This window comes from Streptomyces violaceusniger Tu 4113 (assembly GCF_000147815.2).
Taxonomy (GTDB): domain Bacteria; phylum Actinomycetota; class Actinomycetes; order Streptomycetales; family Streptomycetaceae; genus Streptomyces; species Streptomyces violaceusniger_A.
This window is the reverse complement of the sequence record NC_015957.1, coordinates 5182053-5199852: the sequence shown is the minus strand read 5'-3', so window position 1 is coordinate 5199852 and position 17800 is coordinate 5182053. Positions and strand designations below refer to the sequence as shown.

6 protein-coding genes and 1 pseudogene are annotated in these 17800 nt (G+C 69.7%); 2 read left to right on the top strand and 5 right to left on the bottom strand.

Annotated features, from left to right (window positions below; translation table 11 throughout):
* Window positions 1–69: 69 nt before the first annotated feature.
* Window positions 70–1611: an IS21 family transposase gene (istA, locus tag STRVI_RS21455; RefSeq protein ID WP_043236273.1), complete on the bottom strand. Its 1542-nt coding sequence runs from the start codon at window positions 1609–1611 to the stop codon at window positions 70–72.
* A gap of 585 nt (window positions 1612–2196) precedes the next feature.
* On the opposite strand from istA, the gene STRVI_RS46465 reads away from it, so the two are divergent.
* Window positions 2197–2820, top strand: coding sequence for a GIY-YIG nuclease family protein (locus STRVI_RS46465; RefSeq protein ID WP_106685927.1), 624 nt, complete (start codon window positions 2197–2199; stop codon window positions 2818–2820).
* Window positions 2821–3042: 222 nt separating this feature from the next.
* Here STRVI_RS46465 and STRVI_RS48235 read toward each other — a convergent pair whose 3' ends face one another.
* A complete protein-coding gene (locus STRVI_RS48235) occupies window positions 3043–3612 on the bottom strand; it encodes a transposase (RefSeq protein ID WP_014057751.1) in 570 nt (189 codons plus the stop codon).
* A 38-nt stretch (window positions 3613–3650) separates the two neighbouring features.
* A complete protein-coding gene (locus STRVI_RS52805; RefSeq protein WP_167543217.1) occupies window positions 3651–3821 on the bottom strand; it encodes a metallophosphoesterase family protein in 171 nt (56 codons plus the stop codon).
* A 589-nt stretch (window positions 3822–4410) separates the two neighbouring features.
* Between STRVI_RS52805 and STRVI_RS56030 the strand changes: the two are divergent.
* Window positions 4411–4743 (top strand): annotated as a pseudogene (locus tag STRVI_RS56030) (transposase); the annotation flags it as partial.
* A gap of 39 nt (window positions 4744–4782) precedes the next feature.
* On the opposite strand, the gene STRVI_RS21440 reads toward STRVI_RS56030, so the two are convergent.
* Both STRVI_RS21440 and STRVI_RS21435 read right to left on the bottom strand, forming a co-directional pair.
* On the bottom strand, window positions 4783–6126 hold the full coding sequence (locus STRVI_RS21440; protein WP_014057749.1) for a hypothetical protein: 1344 nt from the start codon (window positions 6124–6126) through the stop codon (window positions 4783–4785).
* On the bottom strand, window positions 6123–17384 hold the full coding sequence (locus STRVI_RS21435; protein WP_106685696.1) for a type I polyketide synthase: 11262 nt from the start codon (window positions 17382–17384) through the stop codon (window positions 6123–6125). The genes STRVI_RS21440 and STRVI_RS21435 overlap by 4 nt, the downstream gene beginning before the upstream one ends.
* Between the last annotated feature and the right edge of the window lie 416 nt (window positions 17385–17800).

Here is a 17800-nt window from a genome sequence, read left to right as displayed (position 1 = left end):
ACTTCCTTTCGCTGGTGTGCTGTTCGGGCTTGCCCGTCCCGGGCCGCGAAGCGGCCCGGGACGGGTGGATCAGGTGGCCTTGCGGCCGAAGTCGGCCCAGGCGGAGGTGCCGGGCTGGATGGAATGGGCCTCGTCCGCGACGACCAGGTCGGCGGGACGGGCGCCATGGCGGCGATGCTGGACGATCGACATCAGGTCGTCCTCGGCGAAGCGACCCGCGGTCGCCGCGAGCCCGAGGGAGATGTCGACCTCGCCGACCCCGACCAGGGCGGCGAGCTCGACGGCGGCGGCCATCTTCACCCTGATCCGGGGGATGCCCGCGGCGCCCGCCTCGATCAGCCAGGACTTCGCCCCGGGACCGAGATCGAGGAAAGCCTTCTCGGCGCCGTTGGCCGGCTTCGGCCTGGGCTGACGTGGTGAACCGTCCATCTCCTGCGGGTGGTTGGGATAGTGGGACAGGTCGATGACCGGACGGCCGGGCAGCGAGAGCGGATGCCGGGCGACCTCCATCAGCCCGGCCGGTCCCTGCATCCACTCCGGGCGGTGGGCCAGGCGGGACAGGTCGACCACGACGACGAGTTCCTCGCCGTCCGCGCGGACCCAGGCTTCCTGGCCGACCAGGCCCGGCGGGGTCGAGTAGCGCACCGAGCCGAATCGGACCGTCTGGTCCCGCAGCACCTGCCGCGATTCGCCGAGCGCGAGGGTGTGCGGGGCGTCGGGCAGCGGGTGCAGACGCGTCTTCTCGATGTCCAGGGCGGAGGCCGGACTCTTGCCGGTCTCGCGGTGGGTCCGGTTGTTGACCTGCTGGCAGAAGATCGCGCAGGCGCCTCGGAGTTCGCCGAAGCTCTCGTACTTGTCCCGCAGGTTCGCGGTGGTGGGGATCAGGTCCGCCTTCGCGATGCGAACCGTGGCCTCGCTGCCGCCCTTCGATTCGGGATCGAAGGGGACGCATGTATGGACTTGCAGACCGTAATGGCGTCCTGCGGCGACGACTTGAGGGTGGCGGACCGCGACTCCGGCAACCCGGTCGATGGTCATCGTCTTCTCGTTGTCGGTCAGCACATAGGTCGGTGCCCCGCCGATCGCCCGCAGCGTCGAGTCGATGCACGAGATCACGGTGGGCAGGGTGCGGTCCCAGACCGGGATCACCACCCGGAACCGCGACCAGGCCAGCCAGGCGCAGAACAACAGCGTCTCGCGCTCGCCTCCACCGCCGGGACCAGGAACACTCGGGCCCCAGCCCCAGTCGAACTGCAACCAGAGCCCCGGCTCGGTGATCCACGGCCGATACGTTCGCCGGTGGCCGGCCCGCCAGCGTTCCTTCGCCTTCGCCACCGCGCGGCGGGTCGTGCGCTCGTCCCCGGCGAACCCCAACAGTTGCAGGCGTTCGTGGAGCTTGTCGGCCCGTACCGTGCCCTGCGAACGCTCGACCCACTCCTCGATCTTCGGCATAAACGGGTCGATGAGCTTCGGTCGCGCGACCGGGCCACCGGTCGGCCGACCCGTGTCCCTCATTCGTGCGTACCGGCGCACGGTCTTCGGATCGACCCCCGCCAGCGCAGCCGCCGAATGCGCACATTCGGTGGCGTCGAGAGCCTCGAAGATTTCCATGATCTCCCTGTCAGACTTCTTCACGATCCCTCCGGTGATGAGTTGGTTCGGCCGCCAAGCAGCACCGAGCCAACCCCCGGAGGGATCACCTGTTCGGAATCGACACGAATGGGTCCACGGAAAGGGAGATCAACTGTCCGCAGAGCAGGATCCGACTTGTCCGCCTACAAGGATCTTGCGCTGTCCGCTCTCACGATTCAGACACGAGGCAGTCACATGATCGGCCGGACAAGTCCTAGTCGGTTGTAGTCCGCAACCACAGCAAGGACCGCGGGTGACTGTGTGGCGTGGTGAGGGCAGCCTCCTGCTGCGGAACGAGGGCCGCCCAGTCCTGTACAACGGCGAGGACGTCTACCGCGTCAAGGGTGTGCGGTGTCCTTGGACATGGAGTTGGGTCGCCGACCGGTGCCAGGGACCCGCTTGGCGTGCCCGGGGAGCGGCAGGAGCCCGCACCAGTGCCGCAGCTTCGCGCCGGCAGTGGTGTCGACCGGCATCCGCGGTGTCGCCGGCCTGCTCCGTGTGTCAGTGGTCCCTGGCAGACTTCAGCGTTCCCTGGCGGTGCACGTCAACGAGAGGACATTCTTCGTGGCTCAGACCTTCACCGTGGATCTGAAAATTGGGGGGTACTCGATCCGAGGCGTCTCGCTGAACTGGGGACTATTCCACGGCAGTGAAGTACGCCGGGAGGCGCCCAGTTATGGCACAGACATCGATATCCCTGCGGTCATCGAGATCTTGGACCTGATCGCCTCTGGTGCCGTCACTGCCCAGGAGGCCCGTGACGTTCTCGACGCAGTAGCGACAAAGATCATCAAGAAGAAGGACCGCGAGTTCGAGGAAATGGAGGAGCACATGGAGGCTGCGATGCGCGTGGGTCCTCGCATTCCCAAGCAGCCAACACTCGATAGCCGTTGGGTATACGTCGTGTCCTCGAAGGACAGCCCGAAGGCCGTGAAGATCGGCGTGGCCATGGAGATCGAGAGCCGGATCAAGTCGCTCCAGAGGGGTTCTGCATCTCCCCTATTCCTGCGTTGGAGTGCTCGTGGGGGCTTTCCGCTGGAACGCCATCTGCATGACCGGTTCGGCCAGCGGCGGATTAGTGGCGAGTGGTTCGACTTTCGCCGTGTCGCGGACCCGGTGCAGGTGATTGCAGAAGCGGCGGAAGAATTTTTGCGGCAGTTCGGCGAGTTCGACCCTGCCCACGAATAAATCAGATGTGGGACCGGTCCGATTGTCCCACTGCGGCGCAGGAGCTGGCACGCGGCGTACCCAGTCCGCGGCACGCGCTCGATCGGGGCGACTGGAGCATGGCCGAGGAGTGTGGCGTCGAGAGATCCGGCAGCGACCTTCGGCCTCGGCCGCGCTGGCGAGTGGGGACGCGGCGCCGGGGGCAACGGAGGCTGCCAGGGTGCGCGTAGCGGCACCGGCTGATCAAATGAGCCGTTCAATGCGTTTGCGGCCGACGTGGATGCCTTCACGCCGGAGGACGGCGTGCACGCGGGGTGAGCCGTAGATCCCGCCGGAGTCGGCGTGGACCTGCCGGATCTTCCCGGTGAGCTCGGCGTCCTGGCGGCGTCGCTTGCATGGCTCCTTCTCGGCCTGGCGCCAGCGGTAGTAGGTGGAGGAGGGGATGGAAAGTTCCCGGAGTACGGGCTCGACCCCCAGGTGCGGGTGCGCATCGACGAGCGCGGTCACCTGGGCCGGGTCGGGTCGAGCTGGGCCGCGAAAAAAAGCTGAGGCCGTCCGCAGGACCTCGTTCGCCCGCTTGAGCTGGGCATTCTCCTTCCGCAGAGCAGCCAGCTCCTCACGCTCGGCGGTGGTGAGAATGTCGCCTCGCTCACCGGCATCAGCCTCGGCCTGACGGATCCAGTTGCGCAGAGCCTCGTGATGCACCCCGAGTTCCTCTGCCATACGGCGGATGACGGGCTTCGGCTCGGCGGCGCGATACATGCGGACCGCGCGGTCACGCAACTCCAGCGGGTATTTCCTCGGGGCAGGCATCGTCTGGGCTCCTCTCGTGAGACCCATCTGACCCTCTGTCACCCCTCCCCGCATCTCGGGGGAACCTCACCCGCGATCAACAGAGCGTCGACCTGTTCGGTGTGGGCGGTGGCGCAGATATGGGCCAGGACTTCGCGCTGACGGTTGATCAGGTCTTCCCCGTGGAACCGGCGGCCCAGATGCCAGTCCGAGGTGTGCAGGAACCTCATGACATCAGAACGTAACGGCTGAAGTGACAGCAGTGGATGGTTTTCAGATAAAAGTGCTACTTCGGGTGTCCGAAACAGCTTGCCGGGATAGCTGTGCCGCCAGGGCATGAAAGGCAGCCAGAAGTGCGACCAGCACCTCACGGTGAGGGGGAGTACCGGTGCGCCGGTAGTGATGTCGGTGAGCAGTGCGGGAAGGAGGTGCATCCTGCGCCGGGCCTTGGAAGGCCGGCTGCCCACCCGGCGCACCACGATCGCGTTCGCCCGGGCTCCGGCGCCAACGAGGAGACAGCCGAGCAGCTACGGAAGGCCACTGCGGGCAGTGTATGCCAGCCGCCCGCTCCCCCTCGCGTGCCGTACGTGCCGGACCCGGATCACTACCCGATCTGGACTGGTCAGGGCCATGCGACGCCTGCGGGAGGCGGCCGGCACTCCGTCCTTGCGTAGGCTCACCGCCTCGCCCGAGGCTGCGGGCCATTTCTCGCGCAGTGCGCTCCGCATCGCCCTGACCGGCCAGCGGCTGCCCAGCGAGCAACTGCTGGCCGCCTGCGGCGCAGGTAAACAGACCGCCGACGCGTTGCTCGCCGCCCGCCTGAAGCCCATGGTCGAGGGTCACCAATCGAGACACGACCCTCACCGCAGGCGGTACTTCAAACCCCGGCGCCTGCACGCAGACAAAGCCTACGATCGGCCCGACCTGCATAGATGGCTTCGCTGGAGGCGCATCGGAGTGCGCATTGCCCGCAAAGGAATCGACTCGAGCGAGCGGCTGGGACGCTGGCGGTGGGTGATCGAGCGCACGATCTCCTGGCTCACCGGCTACCGCCGGCTGTCACCCCGTTACGAGCGTCACCCACGGAACTATCTGGCGTTCCTCGGCCTTGCCGCCGCCCTCGGCTGCTATAAACGCCTCCTCAAACTGACCATAGGACACGGTGCAAAGGCCGCGTCCTTCCCGGACCTTTCAGTTGCCGGGCTGCTCGCTCAGCGCCGTGAGGCACTGTCTGGCTCGCTCCGGCAGGAAGTACTCCCCCTCCTTCGCGATGCGGTCGTACAGGGCCTCGACCCGCTCGTAGTGGTCGTCGAGGTTCTGGTCCAGCAGGTGGTATTCGGACTTGTTGTAGATGCCGAACTGGAGGTCGGTCATCAGGCCGAACGGATCGATGTCCGCTGCGCGCCGGGTGCCGCCGAACACCAGACGCAGGAACTCATCGACACTCTCGTAGCCGAGCGTGGCAAGGAGGAACTCGATCGACGCCCACTTGCGCCTGGCTTGGTAGGCGCGCTCGTCCGGATCGACGATGAAGTCCAAGCCGCTGGTCATGCCCTTCGGGTAGAGCACCTTGTTGAAGCAGCGCAGGTCGATGGTGAGGCGGTCCTTGGCGGTCCGGGGCAGGGTGCTGTCGGCGTGTGCCCGGTAGTTGTCGAAGACCAGGGCGTCGCCCACCCGGCTGTCGCAGTAGTAGCCGGGAGACGGCTTGTCGGCGTACGTCTTCGCCCAGTACATCGCCATGAGGAAGTCCCGCACCGAGGGCAGGTCGATCTCGGACAGCTGCCCTTCCAGGAAGAGGTACAGCGCCTTGTCGACGGCGTCCTTCTCCTCGCCCTCAAGGCCGTACTCCAGCGTCTTCTCGTAGACGAACGGGAGGTTCGGGGCCTCCAGCTCGGCCTCCTCGAAGATCACGAAGGGTTGCCGGCTCAGGGGAGTCGGGGTCAGCGCGGTGTGGAAGCTGCGGTACTCGGTGGGGAAACCGAGCTGCTTCTTCACCAGCGACGGGATCTGAAGGGCGATCGAGCTGGCCGCGTGGGTGCCGTACGGTCGCTTCTCGGCCGGCACGATGAAGGCGTTGACCACCGCGGTCTCCACCTCGGGGAAGTGCTCCTGGACGATGTCCTGGTTCAGGTCGTAGAAGCGCTTCGCCGAGGGCACGAACAGCACGCAGTTCTCGAACATGGTGGAGACCGGGAAGTAGCTGCCGATCGAGGCGGCGGCGAAGCTCTCCTGGATCACCGCCTGGCAGCGCAGCTGGCGTGCCAGGTTGTCCGCCAAGTCGTCGTCCAGGTTCATCCGGACGACCTGGGTGGGGTGTGCCTCGGGGCGGAAGCAGCTCGTGTTCAGCTTCCGGTGCGGAGGCAGCCTCGACTCCATCTGCCCTTTGTGCACCTGGTACTTGTCCAGTACCGGGGACAGTTGCCCGGCGTGCACCGCCGCCGAGGAGTGCAGGAAGGTGCCGGTCTTCTGGTAGGTGCCGGTGACAGTGGCGTCGTCGTCCACCGTCGCGTCTGGTGCCTGGTTCGCGTCGCTCATGACGTCGTGTTCTCCGCTCGGTCCGAAGTGTTGATGCGGTGCACATAAGTGCGGACGAATTCCTCGTCGATGGGCGGGGACGGGTAGTCCTCCGCGCCGAAGACGGCGCCTCCCACGGGGAGCGCGGCGAACATGTCCACCAGGCCCTGCGCCGTCAGGCCGTCCACCAGGGCGGCGATCCGGGCCAGGGGGCTCGCCGGGTGCCCTGCGGCGAACTCCAGCGCCCGCTGCCGCCATTCGTCGAAGGGCACGATCTGCGCCCCGCCGCCGGCGGCACCGACCATCTCGAAGAAGCGGTCGAAGGCCGGGGCGCCGGAGTTGACGAAGTCGTAGTCCCTGCCGATGCGCGCCAGGTCGCTGGTCATCGCCTCGGCGACCGTCCGGCACAGGTAGTCGACCGGCAGCACCGCCGTGAGGTCGGCGGCCAGCGACGGGAAGCTCCCCATCGCGAGGCAGCCGGTGATCAGGTTGTGCAGGAAGTCGCCGCGGTCGAGCCGGAACTGCCCGGTGCGGGTCGAGGCGCCCACGTACGGCAGCCGGTACGTCGACGCCTTCGCGCCGCGCCAGCGGGCGGCGGCCACCATCTGCTCCGCCTGCCACTTGGAGGTCTGGTAGCCGTACTCCGGGGCGTCCTCGGTGACCGAGTATCCCAGGTACCTGGGCAGCGTGGCGAAGGTGGAGATGAAGTGGAACGCCTTGCCGCGACCGCGCGAGGCCAGACGCAACGCCTCGTGCGTACCGACCATGTTGGGGCCGATGTATTCCGCCATCGGCCGCATCCAATTCAGCAGGGCAGCGGAGTGGCAGATGGCGTCCACCTGGTCGGCCAGTTCGTCGAAGCGCTTCTCGTCCAGGCCGAACAGCGGTTGGGTGAGGTCGCCCACCACCGAGTTCAGCAGCGGCGCGAACTCCTCCTTCCACAGGCCGTAGTCGTCGAGGGCGGCGACCAGGCGCTCCATGGCCTGGTGGGCGTCGTCCGCCCGCACCAGGCAGTAGGCGACCACCTTGGAGGCGAGCAGCTCGTGCAGCAGGTGTGCGCCGACGAATCCGGTGGCGCCGGTGACGAAGACCGCCTCCGGGCGTTCCGGTGCCGCGATGGCGTTGTCGAAGCGGAGGTCGGGGTGCAGGCAGCCCCTCCGGGCCACGGACAGGTCCGTGCCCGCGGCATCGGCCGCCTCGGTGGCTACCGCGCCGGTGCCGGTGCCGGGCCCGGGTGCCGCGTCCAGCCCCGCCTCCAGCAGCTTCGCCAGAAGGAAGTCGCTCAGTGAGATGAGGTTGGGGTGATCGAAGGCGATCCTCGCGGGCAGGGCGAGTCCGGTCAGGTGCGCGAGCTGGTTGCGCATCAGGACCGCGGTCAGCGAGTCGAAGCCGATGTCCGGGAGCGGCAGGTCGACGCCCACGGCCTCCGGCGAGGCGAAGCCCAGGGTCTTCGCCACCTCCGTGCGGACCGTGCTCAGCAGCACGGCCGGGTACTCCTCCGGCGAGGCCTCGCCCAGCAGCTTGCGCAGGTCCGTTCCGCCACCCGCCTGGGAGCGTCCGCCGGCGTTGCTGCCCAGCAGCACGCGGAACAGCGGCGGTATGCCGCCGCGGTCCTCGAAGTAGTGCTGAACGCGGTTCAGGTCCAGCGCGGCTGCCATCGTCAGCGCGAGGCCGCTCCTGACGGCGAGCTCGAGGAGCTCCAGGCCCTCGTCCGGCGCCAGCCGGTCCAGCCCGAGCTGGGCGAAGCGGGCTCGGTCGAACTCGCTGAGCCCCGCGGCCATGCCGTCGCCCTCCCAGGGGCCGAAGGCCACCGAGGCGGCTGGCAGGCCCTTGGCGCGGCGCAGGTGGGCGAGCGCGTCCAGGAAGGCGTTGGCGGCGGCGTAGTTGCCCTGACCAGGTGTTCCCATGACGCTCGAGATGGAGGAGAACATCACGAAGAAGTCCAGCTCCATGTCCTGGGTCAGCTCGTGGAGATGCCACAGGCCGTCCACCTTGGGCCGGAAGACCGCGTCGAGCCGCTCCGGTGTCAGGTCTGTCAGGACGCCGTCGTCCAGCACACCTGCCGCGTGGACCACGCCGCGCAGCGGGCGCTTCTCACTGAACAGTGCCATCACCGCGGCGACGTCGTCGCGGTCCGCCGCGTCGCAGGCCACCACGGTGGCCGTGGCGCCCAGCTCGGACAGCTCGTCCACCAGGGACTGCGCGCCGGGAGTCTCCATCCCACGGCGGGAGGTCAGCACCAGGTCGCGTACGCCGTGGGTGCCGGCCAGCCACCCGACCACGCGTCGGCCGAGGTCGCCGACGCCACCCGAGACGAGCACCGCGCCGTCCGGCCGCACGAATTGCCGCTGCTGGGCCGGGACCGACGCCTTCTCGCCCGCCCGCAGCAGCTGCGGCACCAGCACCTCGCCGTCGCGGATGGCGCACTCCGGTTCGGCTTCCAGCATCAACGCGGCGGGGAGGGCCTTGCGGTCTGCCTCCTCCTCTCCGATGTCGATCAGGCGCAGGCTCAGTTCGGGGTGCTCGTTGCGGGCGGTCCGCATCAGGCCCCACAGCGGACCGGCGCCCGGCCCGGATACCATGTCGTCGGCGCCGGTGCCCACCGCGTGGCGGGTGACCCAGACCAGCGGGGTACGAAACTCCGTGCCGATCGCTTCTTGAAGCTGCTCCAGTGCTCTGGCGGCGAACGCGTGGGCCTGGTCCGGCACCTCCGCGTCGGAGTCCCACAGGCAGACCAGGCCGTCCAGATCCTCGGCGTCCTCCAGGTCCTGGACCTTGATCATCTGGATGCCGGCCCGAGCCAGGAGGGTCTTGACCTCCCGCGCCCACGGCACGTCCCCGGCGGGGGTCAGCATGCCCCAGGAGCCGCCCAGCTCGACATTCTCGGTGTCGACGTGGCGCCAGTCGACGTCGAACTGGAAGCGGTCCACTCCCACCGCGGCCAGGCGGCGCAGCACTGCCCGGTCCATTCGCCGTGCATGGAGGCGGTGCAGGTGGCCGACGTGGCTGCCGTCGCTGTCGTGGATGTCGAGCGAGCCCCAGAACTCGCCATCACCCAGCTCGAATTCGGCGACCCGGACCCAGATCTCCGCCAGGCCCTTCACCCGCACCGACAGGCGCTCGGCCTCGAACGGCACGAAGACGTCGTCGCTGTCCGGGTTCCGCAGCCGCTGGGTCATCAGCAGCGATTGCATGGCCGAGTCCAGCAGGGCCGGATGCAGGACGTAGCCGGCGGCGGACTGCTGCGTGCTCTCCGACAACGCGACCCTGGCCCACACCACCCCCTCCGTCTGCCAAGCCTCCTTTATGCCCCGGAATTTCGGCCCGAAGCCGTAACCGACGGAGTCCAGCTCGCGGTAGAGGGCGGGCACGTCGAGGGGCTCGGCGCCCCGGGGTGGCAGCGTCCCCGCGGTGGCGGTAGCGGCGCCGGCTGCCTCCGCGGGTGTGAGCGAGCCCTCGACGTGCAGCTGCCATGCGCCGTCCTCACTCTCGGGCGCGCTGTAGACCTTGACGGGACGGGTTTCACCGATCGCCGGACCCACGGTGACCTGCATCCGCACCGGCGCCCCGGGGGCGATCACCAGCGGCCAGGCGAACACCACGTCCGACACGTCCCATTCGCCCTCGTGAGCCGCGTCACCCGCCGCCCGTATGACCTCGAAGAACGCCGTGCCCGGCAACAGGACGGTGTCCATCACCCGGTGCTCCTGCACCCACTCGGGCTGGTCCGTCGCCACCACGTTGGTGAACAGAGACAGCTCGGTGCCGGCGATCTCCACACCGCCGCCGAGGAGCGGGTGGCCGGTGGGGTTCAGACCGGCGCCGACCTCGCGGGAGAGCGGCGGCTCGAACCAGAACCGCTCCCGCTGGAAGGCGTATGTCGGCAGGGCCACCCGGCCGCCGCCGAAGGGCGCGAAGTAGCCGTCCCAGTCGACCGGGACGCCCCGCACGTGCAGCTCGGCCAGGCTTCGCTGGATGACCGAGGCGCCGTTCTTGCCCGGGGTACAGGACGGCACCCAGGACATCGGTCCCTCGTCGGCCAGGCAGAACGCCCCCAGGCCGGACAGCACGGGCTGCGGGCCGAGCTCCAGGAAGGCGTTCGCACCCTCTCGGCGCAGGTTGTGCATGCCGTCGCTGAAGCGGGCCGCGTGGCGCACCTGGCGGACCCAGTAGTCGGCGTGCCCCAGTTCGCCCGGCGCGGCGCGCTCGCCGGTGAGGCTGCTGACGAGGGGGATCACCGCAGGGCGGAAGCGGACGGTCTCCGCCACGGCCCGGAACTCGACGAGCATGCCGTCCATGTGATGCGAGTGGAAGGCGTGTGACACCGTCAGCCGCTTGGCCTTGCGGCCCTGCTCCGTGAAGTGGGCGGCGATCGCCTCGACGGCGTCGGTGTCACCGGACAGCACGGTCTGCGTGGGCGTGTTGAGTCCGGCGACGTCCAGCTTGCCGCGCAGTCCGAGGGCGTCGATGGCGGCTTCCGCCTCCTGGCCGCCGGCTTCCAGCGACACCATGGCGCCTCGGGCGGGCAGGGCCTGCATCAGGCGGCTGCGGGCCGCGACCAGCCGGCAGGCGTCGTCCAGGTCGAACATCCCCGCCACGTGGGCGGCGGCGAGTTCGCCGATGCTGTGGCCGAGCAGCAGCTCCGGCCGCACACCCCAGCTCTCCCACAGCCGCCACAGCGAGACCTCCAGGGCGAACAGGGCGGGCTGGGTGAAGTCGGTGCGGTGCAGCAGGGCCGCGTCCTCGCCGGCCGGATCGGCCCACATCACCTCCAGGAGAGGCTTCTCCAGTTCGGTGAAGCGGGCGGCGACCTCCTCCAACGCCTCGCGGAAGACGGGGTAGACGTCGTAGACGTCCTTGCCCATGCCCGGAAGCTGGCTGCCCTGGCCTGTGAAGAGCAGGGCCAGCCGGGGTTCCTCGGCGTGGTTCCCGGTGCGCACCGACTCTACGGGCAGTTCCCCGGTGCGGGCGAAGGAGGCCAGCTTGTCGAGGAGTTCGGCATTATCGCTGGCCGGGAGCACAAGCCGGCGACGGAGGTGGCTGCGGGTGGTCGCCAGGGAGCGGGCCACGTCACCGAGGTCGTCCTGGATGTTCATGCTCATGTGCAGGTGCAGGTTCTCCACCTGCTGGCGCAGGGCGGAGTCGTTTTGGCCGGACACCACGAACGGCACCGTGGACGGCAGCGGCGTGGGCGTGCCCTCCTCGACGGCCTTCGCGGCCGGTCGCGGCGGCTCCTCGACGATCACGTGGGCGTTGGTGCCGCCGATGCCGAACGAGCTGACACCCGCGCGGCGCGGCACGTCCTTGGCCGGCCACGGGCGCTGCTCCTGGACCAGCGCCATGCCGGCGCCCTTCCAGTCCACGGCGGGGGTGGGCTCGGCGACGTGCAGGGTCCGGGGAAGGGTGTCGTGGCGCATGGCCAGTACGACCTTCATCATGCCGGCCAGACCGGCGGCGGCCTGGGTGTGGCCGAGGTTGGACTTGGCCGAACCGACCCACAGCGGCGCCTCGTCCGAGTGGCTGCGGCCGAAGACCTCCGCGAGCGCGGTGCCCTCGATGGGGTCGCCCAGCTTGGTGCCGGTGCCGTGCGCCTCCAGGTAGTCGATGTCGTCCGGCTGGAGTCCGGACGCGGCCAGGGCGGCGCGGATGACCCGCTGCTGGGCGGGGCCGCTGGGTGTGGTCAGGCTGGCACTGTGGCCGTCGTGGTTGACGGCGGTGCCGCGCAGCACGGCCAGGATGGGGTCGCCGTCGCGCCGGGCGTCGGACAGCCGCTTGAGGACGACCGTGGCGGAGCCCTCGCTCCAGCCCGTGCCGTCGGTGTCGGAGGAGAACGACCGGCAGCGGCCGTCCGTGGACATGCCGCGCAGGCGGCTGAACTCGACGTGCAGTTCGGGGGTGAGCATCAGGCTCACCCCGGCCGACACCGCGAGGTCGCATTCGCCGTTGCGCAGTGCGTTGCAGGCCAGGTGGGTGGTGACCAAAGAGGAGGAGCATGCCGTGTCCACGGTGAGGGTCGGGCCCTCCAGGCCGAAGATGTACGACACCCGTCCGGACATGGTGCCGCCCATGGAACCCGAGCCCACATAGCCGTCGAGGTCGCTCAGCCCGCCGGCCGTCGTGAGGCCGTACTCGCGCCACGCCGAGCTTTTACCGATGCCGATGAACGTGCCGGTCTGGCTGCCGCGCAGCCGGTCCATGGTGTAACCGGCGCGTTCGAACGCCTCCCAGGTGGTCTCCAGCACCATGCGCTGCATGGGGTCGAGCGAGCGGGCCTCGCGCGGCGAGATACCGAAGAAGGGGGCGTCGAAAAGGTCGATGGGATGGACGAACCCGCCCTGGCTGCAGTACGAGGTGCCGGGCATCTCCGGGTCGGCGCTGTACAGGGCCTCGGCGTCCCAGCGGTCCTTGGGGACGTCGACGATCCCGTCTCCGCCGCGCTCCAGCAGCTCCCAGTACTCCTCCGGGGTGTTGGCGTCGCCGGGAAGGCGGCAGGCCATGCCGATGACGGCGATGGGCTCGTCCTGGACGGCGCGGCGGCGGTCGGGTACGACCTCCTGGCGTGTCCGCGTGCCGCCGGCCAGGTAGGCGGCCAGGGTCTTGACGGTGAAGTGCTCGAAGAGCTTGGCCTCGAAGACGGGCCGTCCCAGCAGTTCCTCCAGCCGCGTCTGGACCCGGACGACCCGCAGCGAGTTGCCGCCGATGTCGAAGAAGTTCTGGTTGACGCCGATCCGGTCGTGGCCGAGCACGTCCGACCAGATGGCCATGATGTCCCGCTCCAACTCGGTGGCGGGCTTGGCGGTGGCGTCGACCTCCACCACGGGGTCCGGCAGCGCGTTCTCGTCGATCTTGCCGTTCGGGGTCAGCGGAAGCTCGTCCAACTCCACGAAGAACGCCGGCACCATGTACCCCGGCAGCCGCTCGGCCAGCCAGGGGCGCAGCACGCGGTGCAGCGGGGTCCTGGGCGGCTCGCCGACCGCAGGGGTGTTGGCGTACTCGCTGAGAGCGTCGCGGTCCAGCGCTTCGGCGGGGTGCGAGCTGAGATCAGGGGTCTGGCCGGACCGCCATAACAGGGCGTCGCACCGCCAGGTGCCGCCGGAGCGGCTGGGCAGCAGAGCCAGTTCCAGGCCTGCCTCAGCGGCGACGCCGGCGAGGTCGGTGGGGTCGATCCAGGACGTGGGCACCACCGAGGTGCTCGCGCCCCTGGTCTCCAGGGCTGAGGCGACCCGGCCGCACACCTCGCCCAGCCGGCCGTTGGGGATGCCGTTCAGGCGGAGCGGGCGGTCGGCGACGGAACCCAGCTGGGCGCGGAGCGCGGCCAGGTCGAGACCGTCGGCCTGCCAGTCCTTCTCCGCCGCCGGGGTGGCGGGTTGGGCGTCCTCGCCGATGTGCAGGGTGACGTCGTAGCGGTAGCGCGTCATCTCGTTGACGTAGCGGCCGTCGCGCAGGGTGATGTCGACACGGCTGATCTGCGGGAACAGGTGCGGCAGGTTGGCGAAGTAGGCGTGGTTGAGCACCAGTTCGCGCTCCCCGCGCATCCCGCGCTCGGTGCGGCGGGCCAGTTCCTCGGTGGAGTTCCCGCCGGCCTTCCCCTCCGCGCGGAAGTGCGCCACGTCGGCGTGGAAGACGTCCAGCAGTGACAGGTCGCGTACGTCACCGAGGAACACCCGCCCCCTGGTGACCGCCTTGGTCGCCCACTCCAGCACCGAGGTCAGGTAGTCGACGCTGGGGAAGTACTGGGCCACCGAGTTGATGACCACGGTATCGAAGGCGCCCTCGGCCACCTCGGGGAGCGCGTGGGCGGCGCGTTGCTCGCAGGTCACGTGCGGCAGGGAGGCCAAGTGCCGCCGGGTCATCTCGACGGCTGCGGCGGAGGCGTCCACGGCGTAGTAGCTGCGGCAGTGCGGTGCCAGGCCGAACAGCATCAGGCCGCTGCCGGAGCCGATCTCGAAGATGTTCTGCGGTGCGTGGGAGAGGACATGCTGGACGGAACTCCGCTGCCAGTCGCGCATCTCCCCCATCGAGAAGGGGAGACCGTCGTAACTGTTATGCCAGCCTGCCAGGTTGAACGTGGCGTCGGCGCTGCCGGGATCGGTGCCGGTTTCGTAGGCGCGGTCCCAGGCCGCGGCCCACTCGGCCAAGGCGGTGCTCTGGTCCACCGGAGCAGGGACCGGATCGCTGGCCGGAGCCACGTCGCGGACGCAGTAGGCGACCAGGTGCTCGTCACGGCCGACCACCACGGCGCGGCGGACCGACTCATGGCGGCTGACGGCCGCCTCGACATCGGCCAACTCGATGCGGTGGCCGCGCAGTTTGATCTGACGGTCGTTGCGTCCCAGCAGCGTCAGCCTGCCGGGTTCGACGAAGCGGGCCAGGTCGCCGGTGCGGTAGAGGGTACCGGGGTGGAAGGGGTTGTCCGGGAAGCGGAGCCGGGTCTGCCCGGGGTCGTCGCGGTAGCCGCGGGCCACTCCGGCGCCGCCGATGCACAGTTCTCCGGGGAAGCCGAGCGGCACCGGCGAGAGGTTCTCGTCGAGGACGTAGACCTGGGTGCGGTCGATCGGGCTGCCGATGAGGATGCCGCCTTCCTCGGTCTGGGCCGCCACCTCCCAGGCCGTCGACCACACGGTGGTCTCGGTGGGGCCGTACATGTTCCACACCGAGACCGGGGCTCGGGCGGCGAGCAGCCGGTCCGCCAGGTCGCGGGACAGCGCCTCACCGCCGCAGAGGATCTTCTTCAGCGTGGGGGTGCCCTGCCAGCCTCCGTCCAGCAGCAGCTGCCAGGTGGAGGGGGTGCCCTGCATCATGGTGATCGCATGCCGCTCCATCAGCCCGCTCAGGGCCTTGGCGTCCAGGGTCTCCTGGGCCTGGGCGATGACCGTGGTCGCGCCGCAGAGCAGCGGCAGGAACAGCTCCAGTACGGAGATGTCGAAGGACACGGTGGTGATCGCCAGCAGCCGGTCGGCGGCGGTGCACCCCGGGCGTTCGCGCATGGCGGCCAGGAAGTTGCCCACTGCCCCGTGGGTGATCTCGACTCCCTTGGGGCGGCCGGTCGAGCCCGATGTGTACAGGACGTAGGCCAGGTCCCCGGCGCCCACCTCGACCGCGAGGTCCCCGTCAGCGCTCAGCTCGGCACCCAGGTGGACGCTCACGCAACGGGTGTCCCAGGCGGCGAGGACGGCGGGCACGGTGGCGGGCGTGATGATGAGGATGGGATCGGCGTCGTCGATCATCTGGCGGATGCGTTCCGCCGGGAACCTCGGGTCGACGGGCACGTAGGCGGCGCCTGTCTTCATGACCGCCAGGAGGGCCACAATGAGGTCGGTCGAGCGGCCCAGGGCCACGCCGACCAGGTCGCCGCGGCCCACGCCCCGGTCGGTCAGCGCGTGGGCGAGCCGATTGGCACGGGCGTTGAGCTCGGCGTAGGTCAGGCTGGTGTCCGCGCAGACCAGTGCGGTGTCCTCGGCATGGCCGCGTGCGGCCTGTTCGAAGAGTCGGTGCAGGCCCTGCTCGGGGAGGTCTGCGGCGGCGCCGGTCGTGTCGTTGAACTCCTCGATGAGGACTGCGCGTTCGTCTGCGGTGAGAAGGCCGGCGGTGGCCGGAAGCTGCTCCGCGGCGGCGAGAAGACGGCCGCACCACGCGGTGAACTGGCCGGCCAGCCGGGCGACGTCCGGGGCTGGCAGGCGCGTGGCATCGTAGTGGAAGGTGACGAGCGCACCCTCCTGGGCGCCGTCCTGCTGGATGTGGAGTTCCAGTTTCGGACGGTGGCCATCCTGGCCGCCGGGGCCGTGACCGGCGGCATCGCGGGTGCCCCAAGAGATCAGCACGTCCGGTGTCAGTGCGCCGCTGTTCCAGCGTTCCCGAAGCGCTTCGTCCCGGCCGACGGCGTCGCGGCGAATCCATCCCCGTTCCTGGCCGCGGGCGAACTCCCGCCGTACCGCCCGCAGGTTCTCCGAGATCGTCGCGTCGGCGTCGACACGGCACGGCAAGGGCAGCCAGGCTGCGAACAGGTCCCGGTGCGCGGCGTCGACGCCATCGCGAGGGGCCGCCATCGCGAGGTGAACCTCCCGTCGGCCGCTCGCCCGGCCAAGGAAGATGCCCAGCGCACCGGCCAGGTGGGCGGCGGCCGCCGCAGACGCTTCCAGGTCGCCGTCGCCGCCGGCCTGGAGCGGGACGTGGCATCGCACAAGGACGGGATCCGACTGTTGTCCGCTCTCGGCGCGCGCCCGGGTCCCCGGGCGGGGCTGCGGATAGGGAAGGCGGTAGGGGTGGTCGCCGCCCCCGATCAGGCGCTCACGCCATCGGCCGGCGGCCTTGGAGGCTTTGACGCCCGCCTCGGTCAGGCGCGCGCTCGCGTCCTGGCCGGGGACATCCAGGATCGTGCCGGGCCGGATCCCATGGGCCGCCGCGATGGCGCCGGCAGACCATTCCTCGCCCTCCAGGGTGCACAGCCGGGCAAGGGCGACGCTTCCGGCACCTGTGGCCACCCGCAGGCCCGACGCGTCGTCGCAGGAGAGGACCGTACCGGGCGCGGCGGCGGCGTCATCTGCGGCGGCGCCGGTCTGGGCGCGGGCTGCCCGGACGGCGTGGAAGTGCCCGCCGAGGTTGACCTTGGGCCACACCAACGGGCTCGCGAACGGGCCGTAGTCAGTGGCCCGGACCATGGCGGCGATGCGCTCGGCCGGAAGGTTCCAGTCGATCAGCCCCTCGCCGGCGAACTGGGTGTGCCGCGAGAAATAGCGGCGAGTCGCGGAGTTCTGGGGGGCCGAGGTCTCGCGGCCCTCCGCGATCTCGTCGATCAGTCCGGCCAGGCTGGCGACGGCCGCCTCGTCGCACTTCAGGCCCAGCGACAGCGCGGTGTCCTCGGGCTCGATCGCCACCGGTACCCGCCTGAGCACCTCACCGCCGTCGACCACCTCGGCCATGCGGTGCCAGGTGATGGCGTACTCCCGCGCCCCGTCCGCGATGGCCCAGGACGGCGTGTGCAGGCCCGAGTACTCGGGGAGCGGGCCGTAGTGGTAATTGACGGCAGCCCGCGTCGCACAGCCCAGCAGCGCTTCGGGCACCACCGCGTAGTTGCCGACGCTCAGCAGGAGGTCGCAGGATAACCGTGGTGCCAGGGCCACGGCCTCGGCGAGTTCATGGTGCGGAATACCCGCCTTCACCGCCCAGGACCGGGCGGTGGCGTCACCGGTCACCACGGCTGCGATCCGGTGCCCTTTCGCCACCAGTGCCTCGCCGCAGCGAGCGAGTACGCTCCCGCCACCGATCAGGACAGAACGCATAGAAGTCATTGCCGTGCCTCCCCGTAATGACCCGCGACGCGTCCGGTGACCGCCGCCGGTTTGGGGGCAGGGACAACGGCCCCGAGACAGCCCTATGAGGGCCCGCGGGTGCCGGATCCACGCACGCGCACGGGCTGGTACCGCGTGCACCCGTGCAGGTTCTCCCCGTTATCGACGGGCGTCTGCCTCACGAGCAGTCGTGCAAGCCGCTGCGCCGCGAGCCGTCCGCGCTGTCAGGATTGCCAGTACGCCACGTGTTGAACTGCCGAAGCGCAAGTGCTGTTTGTGCAGACGTGCAGAAGTACCGGGCTGGATGCCGTTACGCGAGGGCGGGCGGTAGCGGTCTCCGCCGCTGCGCTGGCTTCCCCGGGTCCCCCGACCCATCATTGGCCTGCCGCGAAGGCCACCGCAAGGTA